The 15,705-nt window shown below is 71.6% G+C and carries 15 protein-coding genes and 1 pseudogene; 8 read left to right on the forward strand and 8 right to left on the reverse strand.

Annotation, left to right across the window (positions count from 1 at the left end):
- Positions 1-44: 44 nt before the first annotated feature.
- From DA085_RS21870 to DA085_RS13470, 4 genes and pseudogenes are all read right to left on the reverse strand, one after another.
- Positions 45-260: pseudogene (locus DA085_RS21870) on the reverse strand (metal-binding protein); the annotation flags it as partial.
- A complete protein-coding gene (locus DA085_RS13460; RefSeq protein WP_419866511.1) occupies positions 257-904 on the reverse strand; it encodes a methylated-DNA--[protein]-cysteine S-methyltransferase in 648 nt (215 codons plus the stop codon). The gene DA085_RS13460 and the pseudogene DA085_RS21870, both read right to left, overlap by 4 nt.
- A gap of 2 nt (positions 905-906) precedes the next feature.
- On the reverse strand, positions 907-1,392 hold the full coding sequence (locus DA085_RS13465) for an RNA polymerase sigma factor (RefSeq protein ID WP_109473501.1): 486 nt from the start codon (positions 1,390-1,392) through the stop codon (positions 907-909).
- Between the two features lie 60 nt (positions 1,393-1,452).
- A complete protein-coding gene (locus DA085_RS13470) occupies positions 1,453-1,641 on the reverse strand; it encodes a hypothetical protein (protein WP_109473502.1) in 189 nt (62 codons plus the stop codon).
- A 30-nt stretch (positions 1,642-1,671) separates the two neighbouring features.
- Between DA085_RS13470 and DA085_RS13475 the strand changes: the two genes are divergently transcribed.
- Positions 1,672-2,871 carry an MFS transporter gene (locus DA085_RS13475; RefSeq protein ID WP_109473503.1) on the forward strand — a complete coding sequence of 400 codons (1,200 nt, stop codon included), beginning with the start codon at positions 1,672-1,674 and terminating at the stop codon, positions 2,869-2,871.
- Here the strand turns inward: DA085_RS13475 and DA085_RS13480 are convergent.
- Positions 2,864-3,364, reverse strand: a complete 501-nt coding sequence (locus DA085_RS13480; RefSeq protein WP_109473504.1) for a type II toxin-antitoxin system PemK/MazF family toxin — start codon at positions 3,362-3,364, stop codon at positions 2,864-2,866. The genes DA085_RS13475 and DA085_RS13480 overlap by 8 nt on opposite strands.
- 67 nt (positions 3,365-3,431) lie before the next feature.
- Here DA085_RS13480 and lepA point away from each other — a divergent pair, with 67 nt between their 5' ends.
- The 5 genes from lepA to DA085_RS21875 all read left to right on the forward strand — a co-directional run bounded on the left by lepA (position 3,432) and on the right by DA085_RS21875 (position 9,904).
- Positions 3,432-5,303 carry a translation elongation factor 4 gene (gene lepA, locus DA085_RS13485; RefSeq protein WP_237565505.1) on the forward strand — a complete coding sequence of 624 codons (1,872 nt, stop codon included), beginning with the start codon at positions 3,432-3,434 and terminating at the stop codon, positions 5,301-5,303.
- Entirely contained in the window at positions 5,300-6,061 is a 762-nt protein-coding gene (trmB, locus tag DA085_RS13490) for a tRNA (guanosine(46)-N7)-methyltransferase TrmB (protein WP_237565506.1), read from the forward strand. Before lepA ends, trmB begins: the two co-directional genes overlap by 4 nt.
- 34 nt (positions 6,062-6,095) lie before the next feature.
- Positions 6,096-6,548 carry an SRPBCC family protein gene (locus DA085_RS13495; protein ID WP_109473506.1) on the forward strand — a complete coding sequence of 151 codons (453 nt, stop codon included), beginning with the start codon at positions 6,096-6,098 and terminating at the stop codon, positions 6,546-6,548.
- Between the two features lie 146 nt (positions 6,549-6,694).
- Positions 6,695-6,841: a hypothetical protein gene (locus DA085_RS20990; RefSeq protein WP_154402202.1), complete on the forward strand. Its 147-nt coding sequence runs from the start codon at positions 6,695-6,697 to the stop codon at positions 6,839-6,841.
- Positions 6,842-6,868: 27 nt separating this feature from the next.
- The gene (locus DA085_RS21875) at positions 6,869-9,904 is read left to right on the forward strand and encodes a helix-turn-helix transcriptional regulator (RefSeq protein ID WP_202619237.1); all 3,036 of its coding nucleotides are present in this window, start codon (positions 6,869-6,871) and stop codon (positions 9,902-9,904) included.
- Between the two features lie 63 nt (positions 9,905-9,967).
- Here DA085_RS21875 and ppk2 read toward each other — a convergent pair whose 3' ends face one another.
- A complete protein-coding gene (gene ppk2 / locus DA085_RS13505; RefSeq protein WP_109473508.1) occupies positions 9,968-10,858 on the reverse strand; it encodes a polyphosphate kinase 2 in 891 nt (296 codons plus the stop codon).
- A 90-nt stretch (positions 10,859-10,948) separates the two neighbouring features.
- Between ppk2 and hemW the strand changes: the two genes are divergently transcribed.
- Entirely contained in the window at positions 10,949-12,214 is a 1,266-nt protein-coding gene (gene hemW, locus DA085_RS13510; RefSeq protein WP_109473509.1) for a radical SAM family heme chaperone HemW, read from the forward strand.
- Between the two features lie 423 nt (positions 12,215-12,637).
- On the opposite strand, the gene DA085_RS13515 is transcribed toward hemW, so the two are convergent.
- Both DA085_RS13515 and DA085_RS13520 read right to left on the reverse strand, forming a co-directional pair.
- Positions 12,638-13,123 (reverse strand): DUF4870 domain-containing protein, encoded by a 486-nt coding sequence (locus tag DA085_RS13515; RefSeq protein WP_109473510.1) that lies wholly within the window; start codon positions 13,121-13,123, stop codon positions 12,638-12,640.
- Position 13,124: 1 nt separating this feature from the next.
- Positions 13,125-14,003, reverse strand: a complete 879-nt coding sequence (locus tag DA085_RS13520) for a DUF3097 family protein (protein WP_109473511.1) — start codon at positions 14,001-14,003, stop codon at positions 13,125-13,127.
- Positions 14,004-14,675: 672 nt separating this feature from the next.
- Between DA085_RS13520 and hrcA the strand changes: the two genes are divergently transcribed.
- Positions 14,676-15,704, forward strand: coding sequence for a heat-inducible transcriptional repressor HrcA (gene hrcA, locus DA085_RS13525; RefSeq protein WP_109473512.1), 1,029 nt, complete (start codon positions 14,676-14,678; stop codon positions 15,702-15,704).
- The last annotated feature ends 1 nt before the right edge of the window (position 15,705 follow it).

The raw sequence follows: 15,705 nt of genomic DNA on the forward strand, positions 1-15,705 counted from the left end.
GACCGCCCGGCCCGCCACACGGCATACTGCCGGGGCAGGCACCGTGCGCACGGCCGGTAGCCCGCCGCGACAGCCGTCTCCTCGTCAGCCAGGAAGACGCGGTGCCCGACGTACCCGCCGCGGGCGATCGCCCGCTGGGCGGCCGGGCAGTCGAGCCGTCCGTACACCCGGGTGCGCCGGTGCCCGCCGACCGTGCCCGGTGTCGGGCTGGCGTAGGTCCCGCCGTCGGCCCCCACCAGCTGGTAGGTCCGTCCGCTCACGCCGCGTGCTCCAGCCCCAGCAGAGTGGTCTTGGCCTGGGTGCCTCCGAGGTAGCCGCCCAGGCCTCCGTCGCTGCGCAGCACGCGGTGGCAGGGCACCACGATCGGTAGCGGGTTGGTCGCACAGGCGCTCCCCACGGCCCGGACCGCGCGCGGGTTGCCGAGATGGGCCGCCACCTCGCGGTAGGACTGTGTGCTGCCGTAGCCGATCTGCGGCAGGTAGGCGTGCACCTGTCCGCGGAAGCCGTTCGACAGGGTGCGGTCCAGGGGCAGGTCGAAGCGGGTCCGAGCGCCGGCGAAGTACTCCTCGAGCTGGACGGCGGCGCCGTCCAGGCGTCTCGGTGCGCGCAGCACGCGGGGCCCGAGTCGAGCGGCCAGGGTCTCCAGCACGGCGTCGAAGTCCTCCCGCTCGTAGGCCACGCGGACCAGTCCGGTGCCCGTGGCCGCCAGCAGCAGGGCACCGACGGGGGAGTCGACCGTGCGGTAGGCCACGTCGAGCAGCCCCTCCTGCTCCGCGCGGATCTCCAGCAGCCGGTGCAGGCCGGCCAGCTCTGTCGGGGTGGCCAGCCGGTGCAGCAGGTCGCTGTCGCTGTGCTGGTGCCCGGTCTCCTGGGTGTCGCTGGTCGGATCAGTCGTCGTCATCATCATCATCGGGGTGCTCCTTCCGGGGCATAGGTGCGGCGAAGGGCTCGTATGCCGTCGGCGGCGGCCCGGCGCACGGCCTCGGGTGTGCCGCCGATCAGCTCGGCGGTCTCGGTGTGCCGGAGCCCGCCGAGGTAGTGGTAGGCCAGCGAGAGCCGCTGCCGCTCGGGCAGCGCACCGACGGCCGCCCACAGGTCGGGCTCGGCCGACTCCGGCAGGCCGGTGGTCGACGGGCGGTCCGGGACCAGGTCGGTGGGCACGGCCCGGCGGGCAGTCCCACGGGTGACGTCGATCGCCTTGCGGTGCGCGACGCGGACCAGCCAGGCCTGCACGTTGGTGTCCTCCGGCAGGTCCGGCCAGGCACGCAACGCCGCCAGGAACGTCTCGGACCAGGCGTCGTCGGCATCGGGGCCGGGGCCGAGCACCGCCCGGACCACCCGCAGGACGGTGGGTCCGTGCTCGGTCACGGCGTGCTCGAACGGCTGCATCATGTTCATCACCGGGTAGACGCGCGAGAGGACCGGAACGTGAGCCCACCGACCCGGCTCACCTCAGCCGGACTCCGGGTGCTCGACCAGCCAGGCCACCAGGTCGGGATCCTCGGTGGTGAGGCGCTGCACCTCCTCACCCCCGTCGCACCGGCACATCGACACCGTGGCGGCCCGGTCGTCGGCGGCGACCACGCGCCATACGCCGCCGAACTCCTCCCAGCGCTCGAGGGTCTGCCTGTCCTGTGCCATCGCCCCATCGTGGCAGAGGGTGGTGACAGGATGCGACGGGTGAGCCCCGAGTTCCGGCTGCGTGACGTGGCCGTCACCGCCTACGGGCCGACGGTGGTCAGCGCGATCGGCCACGGTGCGGTCCTGCCGCTGCTCGCCCTGCGGGCCCGCGAGCTCGGGGCGGACCTCGGCACGGCGGCGTTCGTGGTGGCGCTGCTGGGGATCGGACAGCTGCTCGCCTCCCTGCCGGCCGGTGCGCTCGTCGCGCGCATCGGCGAGCGGCGTGCCCTGGTCGGTGCCGGCCTGCTGGACGCGGTCGCGATGATCGGTGCGGGGCTGTCGGAGACCGTGCTGTGGTTGGGTGCCGCGGTGTTGCTCAGCGGCATGACGTGGACCGTGTTCCTCCTGGCCCGGCAGCAGTTCATGATCGAGGTCGTTCCCGAGGGCTACCGCGCCAGGGCGCTGTCCATGCTCGGGGGGTCGCACCGGATCGGGCTCTTCGTCGGGCCCCTCCTCGGAGCCCTCGTGGTCCAGCCGTGGGGGATCCGGGGCGTCTTCTGGCTGGCGGCCGGCGCGGCCGTCGTGGCTGCAGGCATCGCCCTGGTGATGCCCGACCCCGGGGCCGAGGGGCGCCGGGAGCAGGCCGTCACCGGGCACCTGTCGGTGTGGTCGGTGATGCGCGCCCACCGCCGGGTGCTGGTCGTGCTGGGCAGTGTCGTGGTGGTCATCTCCGCGTCCCGGGCGCTGCGCACGACCCTGCTGCCACTGTGGGCCGAGCACGTGCACATGACCCCGGCCGAGACGTCCCTGGTGTTCGGGGTCGCCGCCGCGCTGGACATGCTGCTGTTCTACCCGGCCGGCTGGCTGATGGACCACCGGGGCCGGCAGTTCGTGGCCGTTCCGGTCGTACTGGCCGTGGCGGTCGGCACCCTGCTGCTGCCGCTGGCCGGCGGGGTCCTCGCCGTGACCGCGGTCGCGCTGCTGATGGCCCTGGGCAACGGTCTGGGCGCCGGGATCCTGATGACGCTCGGCGCGGACGCCTCCCCGCGGGTGGGGCGTGCCCAGTTCCTCGGTGCCTGGCGCTTCGCCGGAGACGTGGGGGCCACGGGCGGTCCGGTCGGACTCGCGGCCCTGCTCGCGGTGACGCCGTTGGTCGTGGCCTGCCTGGTCGCCGGCGTCATCGGGTTGCTGGGCACGGTCTGGGTCGGGTACTGGACCGGCCGCGTCGACCGGCTCCGCCGGACTACCTAGCGTGCTCGCGGACGCCGGCGGCCACCTCGTCGAAGCGTTCGCGGTCCAGCTGCGCGCCGATCCGGCGCACGGCGGTGGGGGCCAGCCGCAGGATCCGGTCGACCCGTGCCTCACTCGGGCGGTTGCGGCTGTCCCAGGCACCGGTGCCCACATCGACCCAGTAGCGTCCCCACCGGGCCTCGTCCGCGGCGTCCCGGTCATGGTCCTGGCTGCTCAGCTGCAGCGCGAGCAGCAGGTCACCGTCGCGGCCGATCACCAGCACCGGGCGGTCCTTGCCCTTGCCGTGGTCCTCCTCGTAGGGCACCCAGGCCCACACGACCTCGCCCGGATCCGGGAGCGCGTCCTCCACCGGTGCGTAGGTGATCTGCGGTGTTCCCGCATAGTCCCCGGCATAGCCGCTCGTGGCCGGCACGTCCTCGGGAGGGTGGCGGCGGGTGCGCGCGGACCCGATCAGACGACGGGCCGCGTCCAGCAGACGTTCCAGGGCTGACATGGCGATCACCCTAGCCAGCACGTGGGAGACTAGAGGGACTGTCCCGACAACCCCGAGGTTCGCCAGCGTGTCACCGATCGTCCACTCCGCGCCGCAGCCCAGTGCGACGCCGCCTGAGCTGATCCGCAACTTCTGCATCATCGCGCACATCGACCACGGCAAGTCCACCCTGGCCGACCGGATGCTCCAGGAGACCGGCGTGGTCGAACAGCGCCTGATGCGGGCGCAGTACCTCGACCGGATGGACATCGAGCGGGAGCGCGGCATCACCATCAAGTCGCAGGCGGTGCGACTTCCCTGGGCCGTGGCCGACGAGAGTGGCCGCGAGGTCGCCCACGTCCTCAACATGATCGACACGCCGGGGCACGTGGACTTCACCTACGAGGTGAGCCGCTCGCTGGCTGCCTGCGAGGGTGCGGTCCTGCTGGTCGACGCCGCGCAGGGCATCGAGGCGCAGACCCTGGCCAACCTCTACCTGGCCATGGAGAACGACCTGGCCATCATCCCGGTGCTCAACAAGATCGACCTGCCGGCCGCGCAGCCGGAGAAGTATGCCGAGGAGCTGGCCGGGCTGATCGGGTGCGAGCCCGAGGACGTCCTGCGGGTGTCCGGCAAGACTGGCGTGGGCGTCACCGAGCTGCTCGACACGATCGTGCGCACCCTGCCCGCCCCGACCGGCGACGACTCCGCACCGGCCCGGGCGATGATCTTCGACTCGGTCTATGACACCTACCGTGGCGTGGTCACCTATGTGCGCGTCATCGACGGCAACCTCAGCCCCCGCGAGAAGATCGCGATGATGTCGACCCGGGCGACGCACGAGCTGCTCGAGATCGGCGTCAGCTCGCCGGAGCCGATCCCGTCCAAGGGGCTGGGAGTCGGCGAGGTCGGCTACCTGATCACCGGTGTGAAGGACGTGCGCCAGTCCAGGGTCGGTGACACGGTCACCACGGCGGTGAAGCCGGCCTCGGAGGCTCTCGGGGGCTACAAGGACCCCAAGCCGATGGTCTTCTCCGGGTTGTACCCGATCGACGGGTCGGACTACCCGGTGCTGCGGGACGCGCTGGACCGGCTCAAGCTCAACGACGCGGCCCTGGTCTACGAGCCGGAGACCTCGGCGGCGCTCGGCTTCGGCTTCCGCGTCGGCTTCCTCGGCATGCTCCACCTGGAGATCGTGCGGGAGCGGCTGGAGCGCGAGCACGACCTGGACCTGATCTCCACCCTGCCCAACGTGGTCTACCAGGTGGGCATGGAGGACGGCACGCAGATCGAGGTGACCAACCCCAGCGAGTTCCCGGGCGGCAAGGTCGCCACCATCACGGAGCCGGTGGTGCGGGCGACGATCCTGGCGCCGAGCGAGTTCATCGGCAGCATCATGGAGCTGTGCCAGAACCGGCGCGGCACCCTGCGGGGCATGGACTACCTGTCCCCGGAGCGCGTCGAGATGCGTTACACCCTGCCGCTGGCCGAGATCGTCTTCGACTTCTTCGACGCCCTGAAGTCCCGCACCAGGGGCTACGCCTCCCTGGACTACGAGCCCGACGGGGAGCAGGAGGCCGACCTGGTCAAGGTCGACATCCTGCTGCAGGGCGAGGCGGTCGACGCCTTCAGCTCCATCGTGCACCGTGACAAGGCCTACGCCTACGGGGTGATGATGGCCGGCAAGCTCAAGGAGCTCATCCCGCGGCAGCAGTTCGAGGTGCCGATCCAGGCCGCCATCGGCGCCCGTGTCATCGCCCGTGAGAACATCCGCGCGATCCGCAAGGACGTGCTCGCCAAGTGCTACGGCGGTGACATCAGCCGCAAGCGCAAGCTGCTGGAGAAGCAGAAGGAGGGCAAGAAGCGGATGAAGATGGTCGGCTCGGTCGAGGTGCCCCAGGAGGCCTTCATCGCCGCGCTGTCCCAGGACGGCGGTGGGGCCGAGAAGGCCAAGAAGTGAACGCGGCACCCGACGCGACCGACAGCCCCCGGACCGCGCAGCTGACGACGGAGCGGGGCGTGCCCACCGGCTACCTGTCCCGCACGCGATCCTTCACCCGGCGCGGGGGACGGATGCCCCCGCGCCACCAGGACGCCTACGACGCGCTCTCCGGGCAGTACGTGATCGACGTCCCACGGGACGGTGGCTCGACAACGGTCGACGCGGCATACTCCCTCGACGTCGCAGAGGTGTTCGGACGGGAGGCGCCGCTGATCGTGGAGGTCGGCGCCGGCTCCGGTGACGCCCTGCTCGCCGGCGCGCGGGCACTGCCTGGCACCGACTTCCTCGCCCTGGAGGTGTGGCGTCCCGGCATCGGGCAGTGCCTGCACCGGCTGCTCGAGGAGCCCCTGCCCAACCTGCGGTTCATCGAGGTCGACGCGGCGGTGGCCCTGTCCACGATGCTGGGGGAGGGCTCGGTGGCAGAGCTGTGGACCTACTTCCCCGACCCCTGGCCCAAGCGCCGGCAGCAGCACCGCCGCCTCGTCGGGCCAGAGTTCACCGACACGGTCTGCCGGGTGCTGCAGCAGGGTGGCCTGTGGCGGCTGGCCACGGACATCGATGGTTACGCCGCCCACATGCGGCAGGTGCTCGACGCCGAGCCACGACTGGAGCTGGTGTCGACCGAGCGTGCCCCGCTGCGGCCGGTGACCCGGTTCGAGCGGAAGGGCACCGCGGTCGGGCGCGAGATCACCGACCTGGCCTACCGCCGCCGCTGAGAGGTCGCGGGGCCGCTGGTGAGACACTGGGCTCATGGCCGTGGACGTGCTCGTCGAGACCGTGATCGACCGCCCGCTGGCCGAGGTCAGTGCCTTCGCCGGTGACCCCTCGAACGCACCCCGGTGGTACGCCAACATCCGCAGCGTGGAGTGGCGGACGGCCCCACCCCTCTTGGTCGGCAGCCGGTTCGCCTTCGTCGCGCACTTCCTCGGCCGGCGCCTGGCGTACGTCTACGAGGTCACCGAGCACGTGCCCGGCACCCGGCTCGTCATGGAGACCGACGGGAGGCCGTTCCCGATGCGCACGACCTACACCTGGGAGCCAGCCGGCGCGGGAGGCACCCGGATGACCCTGGCCAACTCCGGTCGCCCGACCGGCTTCGCGGCAGTCGGCGCCGGCGTCATGGCCCGGGCGATGAGGGCCGCGACGACCAAGGACCTCGCGCGGCTCAAGAGGCTGCTGGAGAGTGAGCGATCCGGCGCCTGAGGTAGCCGCGACCTGCGCAGACATCCGATCTGAGGTAGCCGGCCACCGACAGTTAGGGAGTTCCTCCGATGTGGTGGCCTACCTCAGCGGCCGACTCTGGATGAGCAGGGTCCACCAGGGATCCGCGAACCGGATCGGAGCACCAGATGTTCACCACCTACCAGCCCTACCTGAGCAGCGAGATCGACTACCGCCGCGAGGAGCTGCGGCGCTCGTGGGGTCGCCCCGTGCGGCGCCGCCGGGCAGTTCGGCAGTCGACCCCGGGCTCTGGCCGCGTGGCTCTTGCGCGCTGACCCGTGGGGGCAGCGATGATGGAGGACGTGGCCACACCCCAGACGCAGACCCCGCTCGTCGGGCGGGCGCGCGAGATCGATCACCTGACGGCGGCAGCCGGCATCGGGAGCGACCCGGTGTCGGCTGCTGTCGTGCTCGGCGGCGACGCCGGTGTCGGCAAGACCCGGCTGCTGCGGGAGGTCGGTGACCGGGCGCAGCTCGCCGGGTGGACGATGCTGGTCGGCCACTGTCTCGACTTCGGCGACAGCGGGCTGCCCTACCTGCCGTTCACCGAGGTGTTCGGCCGGTTGGCGGCGCTGGCGCCCGAGCGCGCCGGGCTGCTGCACGAGGCACGCCCGGCGATCAACCGGCTGCAGCCGGGACGACGACTGCGAGGGGGTATGCCGTCCGGAGGGGTCGCCGCGAGCCAGCCGGTCGGTGGGGGGCCCGGGGGAGGCCTGGGGGGACCCGGGGGAGGCTCGGGGGGACCCGGGGGAGGCTCGGGGGACGACGGGATGGCGCGCGGCGAGCTGTTCGAGGCGGTGCACGGGGCGCTGCAGGACCTGGGGGAGCAGGCGCCGGTGCTGGTGGTCCTGGAGGACGCCCACTGGGCCGACCGGTCCACCCGCGACATGATCTCCTTCCTGTTCGGGCGTGGCTTCGACACGCCGGTGAGCCTGGTCGTGTCCTACCGCAGCGACGACCTGCACCGCAGGCACCCCCTGCGGAGCGCGGTCACCGAGTGGGGGCGCATCCCGGGGGTCGAGCGGTTGCACCTGGAGGCGCTGCCGGACGCGGACGTGCGCACCCTGGTCCGCACGGCCCACGAGGCGCAGACGCACGGAGGGGCGTTGCCCGAGGACCGGGTGCGTGAGATCGTCCGGCGCGCTGAGGGCAACGCCTTCTTCGCCGAGGAGCTGCTGGAGGCCAGCGAGAGCGACCGCACCTCCCTGCCCGCAGACCTCGCCGACATCCTGCTCCTGCGCCTGGACCGGCTCGATGCGTCGGGACAGGCCCTGGTGCGCGCCGCCGCAGTGGCCGGTCGCCGGGTGAGCCACGACCTGCTGGCCGCGGTCGTCGAGCTGAGCGACAGCGACCTGGACACCGCCCTCCGCGCGGCGGTGGAGGCCAACGTCCTGGTGCCCGACGGTGCCGCCTACTCCTTCCGGCACGCGCTGCTGGCCGAGGCCGTCTACGACGACCTGCTGCCCGGGGAGCGCAGCCGGCTGCACCGGGCCTACGTGACCGCGCTGACCGGTCGCGGGGCCCTCGGTGCCTCGGCCGAGCTGGCCCGGCACGCCAGGGCGGCCCACGACCTGGTGACGGCGGTGACGGCGAGCATCGAGGCCGGCGACGACGCCATGGTGGTGGGCGGTCCGGACGAGGCGGCCGAGCACTACCAGCTGGCGCTCCAGCTGCTGGAGGACCCGGCGCTGGCCGAGCAGACGCAGGTCGACCGGCTGCACCTGACGCTCCGGGCGGGGGAGGCGCTGCTCGACTCCGGCCATGCCCTGCGCTCCGCCGCCCTGCTGAGGGCGGCCCTCGAGCCGGCGCGGGCGCCGCAGGACGGGGACGACCACGCGCTGCTCCTCCTGCAGTACGCCCGGGCGGCCCTGCTCGACGACGACGACAGCGTGAGCCCGCTCACCTCGACCACGCAGGCGCTGGAGCTCATCGGCGACGAGCCGCGGCCGCTGCGGGCGACCGCCCTCGCCGTGCACGCCCGGGCGCACGTCCGGGCCTCCCACTTCGATGATGCGGTCCGGTCCGCCCAGGCAGCGCTGGACCTCGCCGACGAGCTGGGACTGCCGGGCACGGCGGTCGACGCCGCCACGACGCTGGCCCGCCTGCAGCAGTTCCTGGGCGACCCGGAGGCCTCGGTCGAGGCGCTCTCGGACGTCGTGGCGCAGGCCCGCGAGAGTGGGGAGCCCTCGGCGCTCGTGCGCGGGCTCCACCAGCTCGGCGGTGCCCTGATGGAGACCGGTGACCTGCCGGCCGCCCGGTCGGCCTACAGCGATGCCGCTGCGCTGGCCCGTCGGACCGGAAGGGTCTGGGCACCCTACGGTTTCGATGCCCGGCTGCTGGCCGGACTCACGTCCTACATGCTGGGGGACTGGGTGGCCGCCGAGCGGATCGCGGACACCACCGGGCAGGTGGCGCCCCCTGCACTGCGCGTCCTCCTGGAGTCCCTCCGGTTGCAGGTCGCCGCCGGCAGGGGGGACCCCGCGGCCATCAGCATGGCCGACCGGTCTCGCCGCACCTGGACCGAGGACGGCTGGAACGGCATCCTGGCCGGTGGCGCTGCCATCGACGCCTACGGTGACGACGGGCGGGTGGACCGGGCGGCCGAGGCCCACGACGAGGTCGTTGCGGGCGTGGCGAACCAGTGGGGCGTCCCGTGGTTCCACGCGCAGGTCCGCCTGGCGGCCCTGCTCGTCGGGCAGCTCGGCGCCAACATCAGCACGGTGGCGCAGTCCGCGCGCCCCGACGTGGTCGCCCGTGCGCTGCGGGTCACGGCGGCTGCGCAGCAACCCACCGGTGGGGACGCCGACCGGCCGCAGGGTCCGGAGGGCCGGGCCTGGCAGGAGCGCCTGCAGGCCGAGGTGCTGAGGGTGCGCTGGCTGGCGGGGGTCGACGCACCGGAGGTCGAGGAGCTGCGCCGCGCCTGGGAGGAGACCGTGGACGCCTTCGAGGCGCTGGGTCACCCGTTCGAGGTGGCGCGGTCCCGGGCCCGGCTGGCGGCGGTGCTGCGCGCCCTGGGCGACACCGCCCGGGTCCGGGAGCAGGTGGAGCTGGCCCACGCCACCGCGGCGAGGCTGGGGGCCCTCCCGCTGCTGGCCGAGCTGGCCCAGCTGGACCAGGCCGGGGCGCCCCGGTCGGGTGCGTCCGCAGCCGACCTCACCCCGCGCGAGCGCGAGGTCCTGACGCTGGTGGCGCAGGGACGCACCAACGGGGAGATCGGCAAGCAGCTGTTCATCAGCACCAAGACGGTCAGCGTGCACGTGTCCAACATCCTGGCCAAGCTCGGTGCCAACGGTCGGACCGAGGCTGCCGCGCTGGCCCGGGACCGCGGGCTGCTCTGAGCACGGAGCAGGTGCCAGGTCCCCGCCGCCCTGCAGCAGCGACTCCCGGCCGGGAGATCGGTGTCAGTCGCCGGTGGTGAACCTGGCCCGCTTGACCAGCTGCGGGTCCGGCGGCAGCACCACGCTGTGGTCCTTGTCGGCGTAGTCGAACTGACCCAGGAAGGAGCGCATCGCGTTGAGGCGGGCACGCTTCTTGTCGTTGCTCTTGATCGTGGTCCACGGCGCGTGGTCGGAGTCCGTGCGGCGGAACATCTCCTCCTTGGCCGCGGTGTAGGACTCCCACTTGTCCAACGACTCCAGGTCCATCGGGGAGAGCTTCCAGCGGCGCACCGGGTCGAGCTGGCGGATGGCGAAGCGCGTGCGCTGCTCGGACTGGGTCACCGAGAACCAGAACTTCGTGAGGTGGGTGCCGCTGTCGGCGATCATCTGCTCGAACACCGGCGCCTGCCCCATGAACGTCTCGTACTCGTCGTCGGTGCAGAAGCCCATCACCCGCTCGACGCCGGCGCGGTTGTACCAGGACCGGTCGAACAGGACGATCTCACCGGCCGTCGGCAGGTGCTCGACGTACCGCTGGAAGTACCACTGGCCACGCTCCTTCTCGGTGGGTTTGGTGAGCGCGACCACGCGTGCGCCACGTGGGTTCAGGTGCTCCATGAACCGCTTGATCGCCCCGCCCTTACCGGCCGCGTCCCGCCCCTCGAAGACGATGACGGCGCGCTTGCCGATGTCCTTGAGCCAGTACTGGAACTTCAGCAGCTCGACCTGGAGCAGCCACTTCTCCACCTCGTAGTAGCTACGTGACAGGCGGCTGTCGTACGGGTAGTCCTCCCGCCACGTGTCCACCGCGCGCCCGTCCGGGGCGATCAGGTCCGGGTCGGAGCCGTGGTCGTCGCGCACGGTGTAACCCTCTGCGCGCAGGCGGTCGATGTACTCACGTAGCTGTTGCTGCACGCGGGCAGGGTAGAAGACCTCGGTGAACGGCGGGCGACGGCACCGTTTCGAAAGCGTCTGGCAACCGCTCCGCACCTGAGACAATGGGGTATGCCGTCAGCACAGCCAGTGGGTCAGCCCGTGCCCGTGGACGGTCGGCTCCCGGAGGGTGCGACCGCCGGAGTGGGGGAGCGGCCTCTCGGCATCTACGTGCACGTCCCCTTCTGCCGGGTGCGGTGCGGCTACTGCGATTTCAACACCTACACCGTGCCGGAGCTGGGCGGTCACGGCGCCACCGTCGACACCTACGCCGACGCGGCGCTGGCCGAGCTGCGGCTGGCGCGTGCGGTCCTGGAGGACGGCCGCGGCGAGGAGCCGCACAGCACCGGGCGAGCGGGCGCTGTGGTCCCGGCGGTCAGCACCGTCTTCGTGGGAGGCGGCACACCCACGATGCTCCCGCCGCGCGACCTGGTCCGGGTGCTGGACGGCATCCGCGAGGAGTTCGGCCTGGTCCCTGACGCGGAGGTGACGACCGAGGCCAACCCGGACACGATCACTCCGGCCGTGGCCGAGGAGCTGGCTGCTGGGGGCTTCACCCGGGTGAGCCTGGGCATGCAGTCGGCCGTGCCACACGTCCTGGCGACGCTGGACCGCACCCACGACCCGGCCAACGTGCGCACGGCGGTCTCCGCCGTGCGGGGTGCGGGGATGCAGGTGAGCCTCGATCTCATCTACGGCACGCCGGGGGAGTCCCTGGAGGACTGGCGGGCCAGCCTGGACGCGGTCGTGGCGCTGGAGCCGGACCACGTCTCTGCCTACGCGCTCGTGGTCGAGGAGGGGACCCGGTTGGCGACCCAGGTGCGGCGCGGCCTGGTGACGATGCCGGACGACGATGACGAGGCGGACAAGTACGAGCTGGCCGACCGGTTGCTCAGCGGCGCCGGCTACGGCTGGTACGAGATCAGCAACTGGGCCCGGGCCGAGCACAACCGCTGTCTGCACAACGTCAACTACTGGCGCGGGGCGGACTGGTGGGGTATCGGCCCGGGCGCGCACAGCCACGTCGGCGGCGTGCGGTGGTGGAATGTGAAACACCCTGCGCCGTATGCCGATCGGGTCGCCTCAGGTGTCTCCCCCGGTGCCGGCCGCGAGGTCCTCACCCCGACCCAGCGCCACGACGAGGAGGTCCTGCTGGGGGTCCGTCTGGTCGAGGGCCTGGACCTGGGGCTCATCGAGGGGGCGGGCCGTGCGACGGTCGCCGGCCTGATCGCCGACGGCCTGGTCGACGGCCGCGCCGCGTTGCGGGGCAGGGCGGTCCTCACCGTGCGCGGGCGGCTCCTGGCCGACACGGTCGTGCACCGCCTTCTCGCCAGCTGACCCATTTTTGGGGAGAGTGGGAACGCTCGTCGCCAATTCTTGGGGAGAGTAGGAACGCTCGTCGCCCATTTTTGGGGAGAGTGGGAACGCTCGTCGCCCATCGTGAGGGACGATCGGAACAACCGGTCGCTCCGGGCGCGAGTGCTCTCATCCTCCCCGCAGTGATGCACGAGGCGGTCCGATCCTCCCCAAAATCACGCTGCAGGCGGTCCGATCCTCCCCAAAATCACGCTGCAGGCGGTCCGATCCTCCCCAAAATCACGCTGCAGGCGGTCCGATCCTCCCCAAAATCACGCTGCAGGCGGTCCGATCCTCCCCAAAATCACGCTGCAGGCGGTCCGATCCTCCCCAAAATCACGCTGCAGGCGGTCCGATCCTCCCCAAAATCACGCTGCAGGCGGTCCGATCCTCCCCAAGAATGGGTCAGGAGAGGACCGGCAGCTGGAACGGGTAGGTGTAGACCTGTCCCTTCGAGGCAAGCCAGGCGCCGCGCAGGTGCGCGTAGAGGGCGACCAGGAACACGATGATCCAGATGACGACGGCGACCGGGATCAGGATGATCGTGAGGAAGCAGATCCAGCCGATCACCGTCATCACCCAGAACGACAGGTTGAAGTTGAAGGCGCCCGCGGCGGCCTGGCGCACGGCAGGGCTGCTGTCCTTCTTGAACAGCCACACCAGCAGCGGACCGAGGATGGTCAGCCAGCCGGCGCTGACGATCATGGCGATCGGGGCCGACAGGTGCGCGAGGATCATCCAGGTGCGCTCCTCGCCCTCGGGCCGGCGCTGGTAGGCCTGCTGAGGCTGACCGGCATACGGCTGCTGAGGCTGACCGGCATACGGCTGCTGGGAGGGGTCTGAGGGCGGCGGTGGGGGCTGGCCCGGCTGCCACTGCGGGTTGTCGGTCATGTCAGTCCTCCTGGGGGACGGTGACGAAGTCGATCAGTTCCTCGACACTGGCCAGCAGCGAGGGTTCGAGGTCACTGTAGGAACGCACGGTGGCCAGGATCTGTTTCCATCCTCGCGCAACATCGGCCTGCGTGCTGTGTGCGAGACCGAGCTCGGCCAGGACGGACTGCTTCCACGGCCGCCCCCGCTCGATGACCGGCCAGGCGTCGAGGCCGAGCCGTGCCGGACGGACGGACTGCCACACGTCGACATAGGGGTGGCCGAGGATCCGCACCCACCGCGACTGCGGGAGCTTCTCAGCGGCACGGACGATCCGGTCCTCCTTGGTGCCCGGCACCAGGTGGTCCACGAGCACGCCCATCCGCCGCTCCCGGGTGGGCGCGAAGTCACGGATCACCGCGGACAGGTCGTCCACGCCCTCGAGGAGCTCGACGACGACCCCCTCGACGCGGAGGTCGTCGCCCCAGATCTTCTCGACGAGCTCGGCGTCGTGACGACCCTCGACGAAGATGCGGGAGCCCGCGGCGACCTTGGCGGGGGAGTGCGCCACCGCGCGGGAGCCGCTGGCCGTGCGCGACGTTCTCGCCCGGGCCTCGGCCAGGGCCTGGTGCGCCGCCGCCGTCGGGGCGGTCAGCACGACCGGTCTGCCGTCGAGCAGGAACCCGGGCCCCAGGGGGAAGCCCCTCGTGCGCCCACGGCGGTCCTCCAGATGGACCACGTGCATACCGCCGGCCTTCTCGACCCGGACGACTGCCCCGACAAAGCCGGTCTGCACGTCCTCGACGACCAGACCGTGCTCGGCCTCCGTGGCGACGGCGCGTCCGCCGCGCGGGGCGCGCCAGTCGCCGGACAGGACATCGGTGCCGTATCGATCGCTCACCGGACCAGCCTAGGAAGCGCTGCTCCCCGGAGCCGGCAGACCCGCCGGGCCGTCAGATCATCGGGTTCCCGATGCACGTCCGGCGGACAGGAGCGACACGACACGCCGGTGTCCGCCAAAGTTTCTGAAGTTTTTTGCGCGGACCCCTTGCGCTTGTCAGAGAAGGGGGCTAGAACTGTCCTACGCACCTCGGAGACGAGGCGCTGACCGCAAGGCACCGTCGCGGATTCGCGATCCAGGTTCGTCCTGGTGACCACCACCGGTGATGAGGTGGCGCGAGCCAACCGACTCCTTGCTGGTCGTTCGGACATCACGCCGGACACACCGTGGGCCCTTCGCAAACTCATACTTTGCGAAGGGCCCACACCTCATCTGTGACGGCTCTGGACAAGCCGTGGAGTCCCTGCAGGCTCATACCAGGCAGGGCAGCCACATCATTTGTAGCGGCAGTGCCGCCCCCGGTGCCAACCACGGGGGCGGCGTGTCGCCAAACTCACACCACCTCAGGTCCGCGTGACCGGCGCGCAACCGGGCCCCACTGCCCCGGGCTGTGCCCGACGAGGACGCCCGATCGTCGGCGACCACGTAGACTGGCACTCGGGCCAATAGAGTGCTAGAGGTGGCGGCGAGGGCCGTCACCGCGCTGGGCGTGGTGGAGGAGGTGACCCCCAGATGAGCAACGATGACCGACGGCTGGAGGTGCTCCGCGCCATCGTGCAGGACTACGTGCAGACCTCAGAACCCGTGGGGTCCAAGTCGCTGCTGGAGCGGCACCACCTCGGCGTCTCCGCCGCAACCGTGCGCAACGACATGGCCGTGCTCGAGGAGGAGGGGCTCATCGCGGCCCCCCACACGAGCGCAGGGCGGATCCCGACCGACGCCGGTTACCGCGTCTTCGTGGACCGCCTGGCCACCATCAAGCCGATGACCCGGGCCGAGCGCCGGGCGATCGAGGAGTTCCTGGCCGGCGCCGTCGACCTGGATGACGTCGTGGGCCGCTCCGTGCGCCTCCTCGCCTCGTTGACCAACCAGGTCGCGGTGATGCAGTACCCCTCCCTGTCGCGCTCGACGGTCCGGCACGTGGAGCTCGTCGCGATCGGTGGGTCGCGGCTGATGGTGGTGCTGATCGTCAACACGGGCCGCGTGGAGCAGCGCGTGGTCGAGGTCGACCGTGAGATGACCGGGCTGGCCGGCGAGCAGACCATCCAGGACATCCGCGCGATGCTCAACGCCGAGGCCGCCGGCCGGCCCCTGCCCGAGGTGCAGGGGCGACTCAAGGCCGCGATGGGCACCGTGTCCGAGGCGGACCGTGGGGTGGCCGAGGCCGTTGTCGATTCGCTCGGCGACGCCCTGCTGGCGCAGACTGAGGAGCGCGTGGTCCTGGCCGGCACCGCCAACCTGGCCCGCGTGGTCACCGACTTCCCGCGCTCCATCGGGCCCGTGCTGGAGGCCCTGGAAGAACATGTGGTCCTCCTGAAGTTGATGTCCAGCATGAGCACCCTCATCGACGACGACGCCGTTGCGGTGAGCATCGGCGCCGAGAACCCGTATGAGGGGTTCCGCTCGACGTCCGTCGTGGCGACCACCTACGGGGCCGCCGGCGGCCTGGGGGTCGTCGGGCCGACGCGGATGGACTACCCGACGACGATGGCGTCCGTGCGGGCTGTGGCGCACTACGTGTCCGAGATCCTGGACAGCTAGA

It is taken from the genome of Ornithinimicrobium cavernae (assembly GCF_003121625.1).
GTDB lineage: Bacteria > Actinomycetota > Actinomycetes > Actinomycetales > Dermatophilaceae > Ornithinicoccus > Ornithinicoccus cavernae.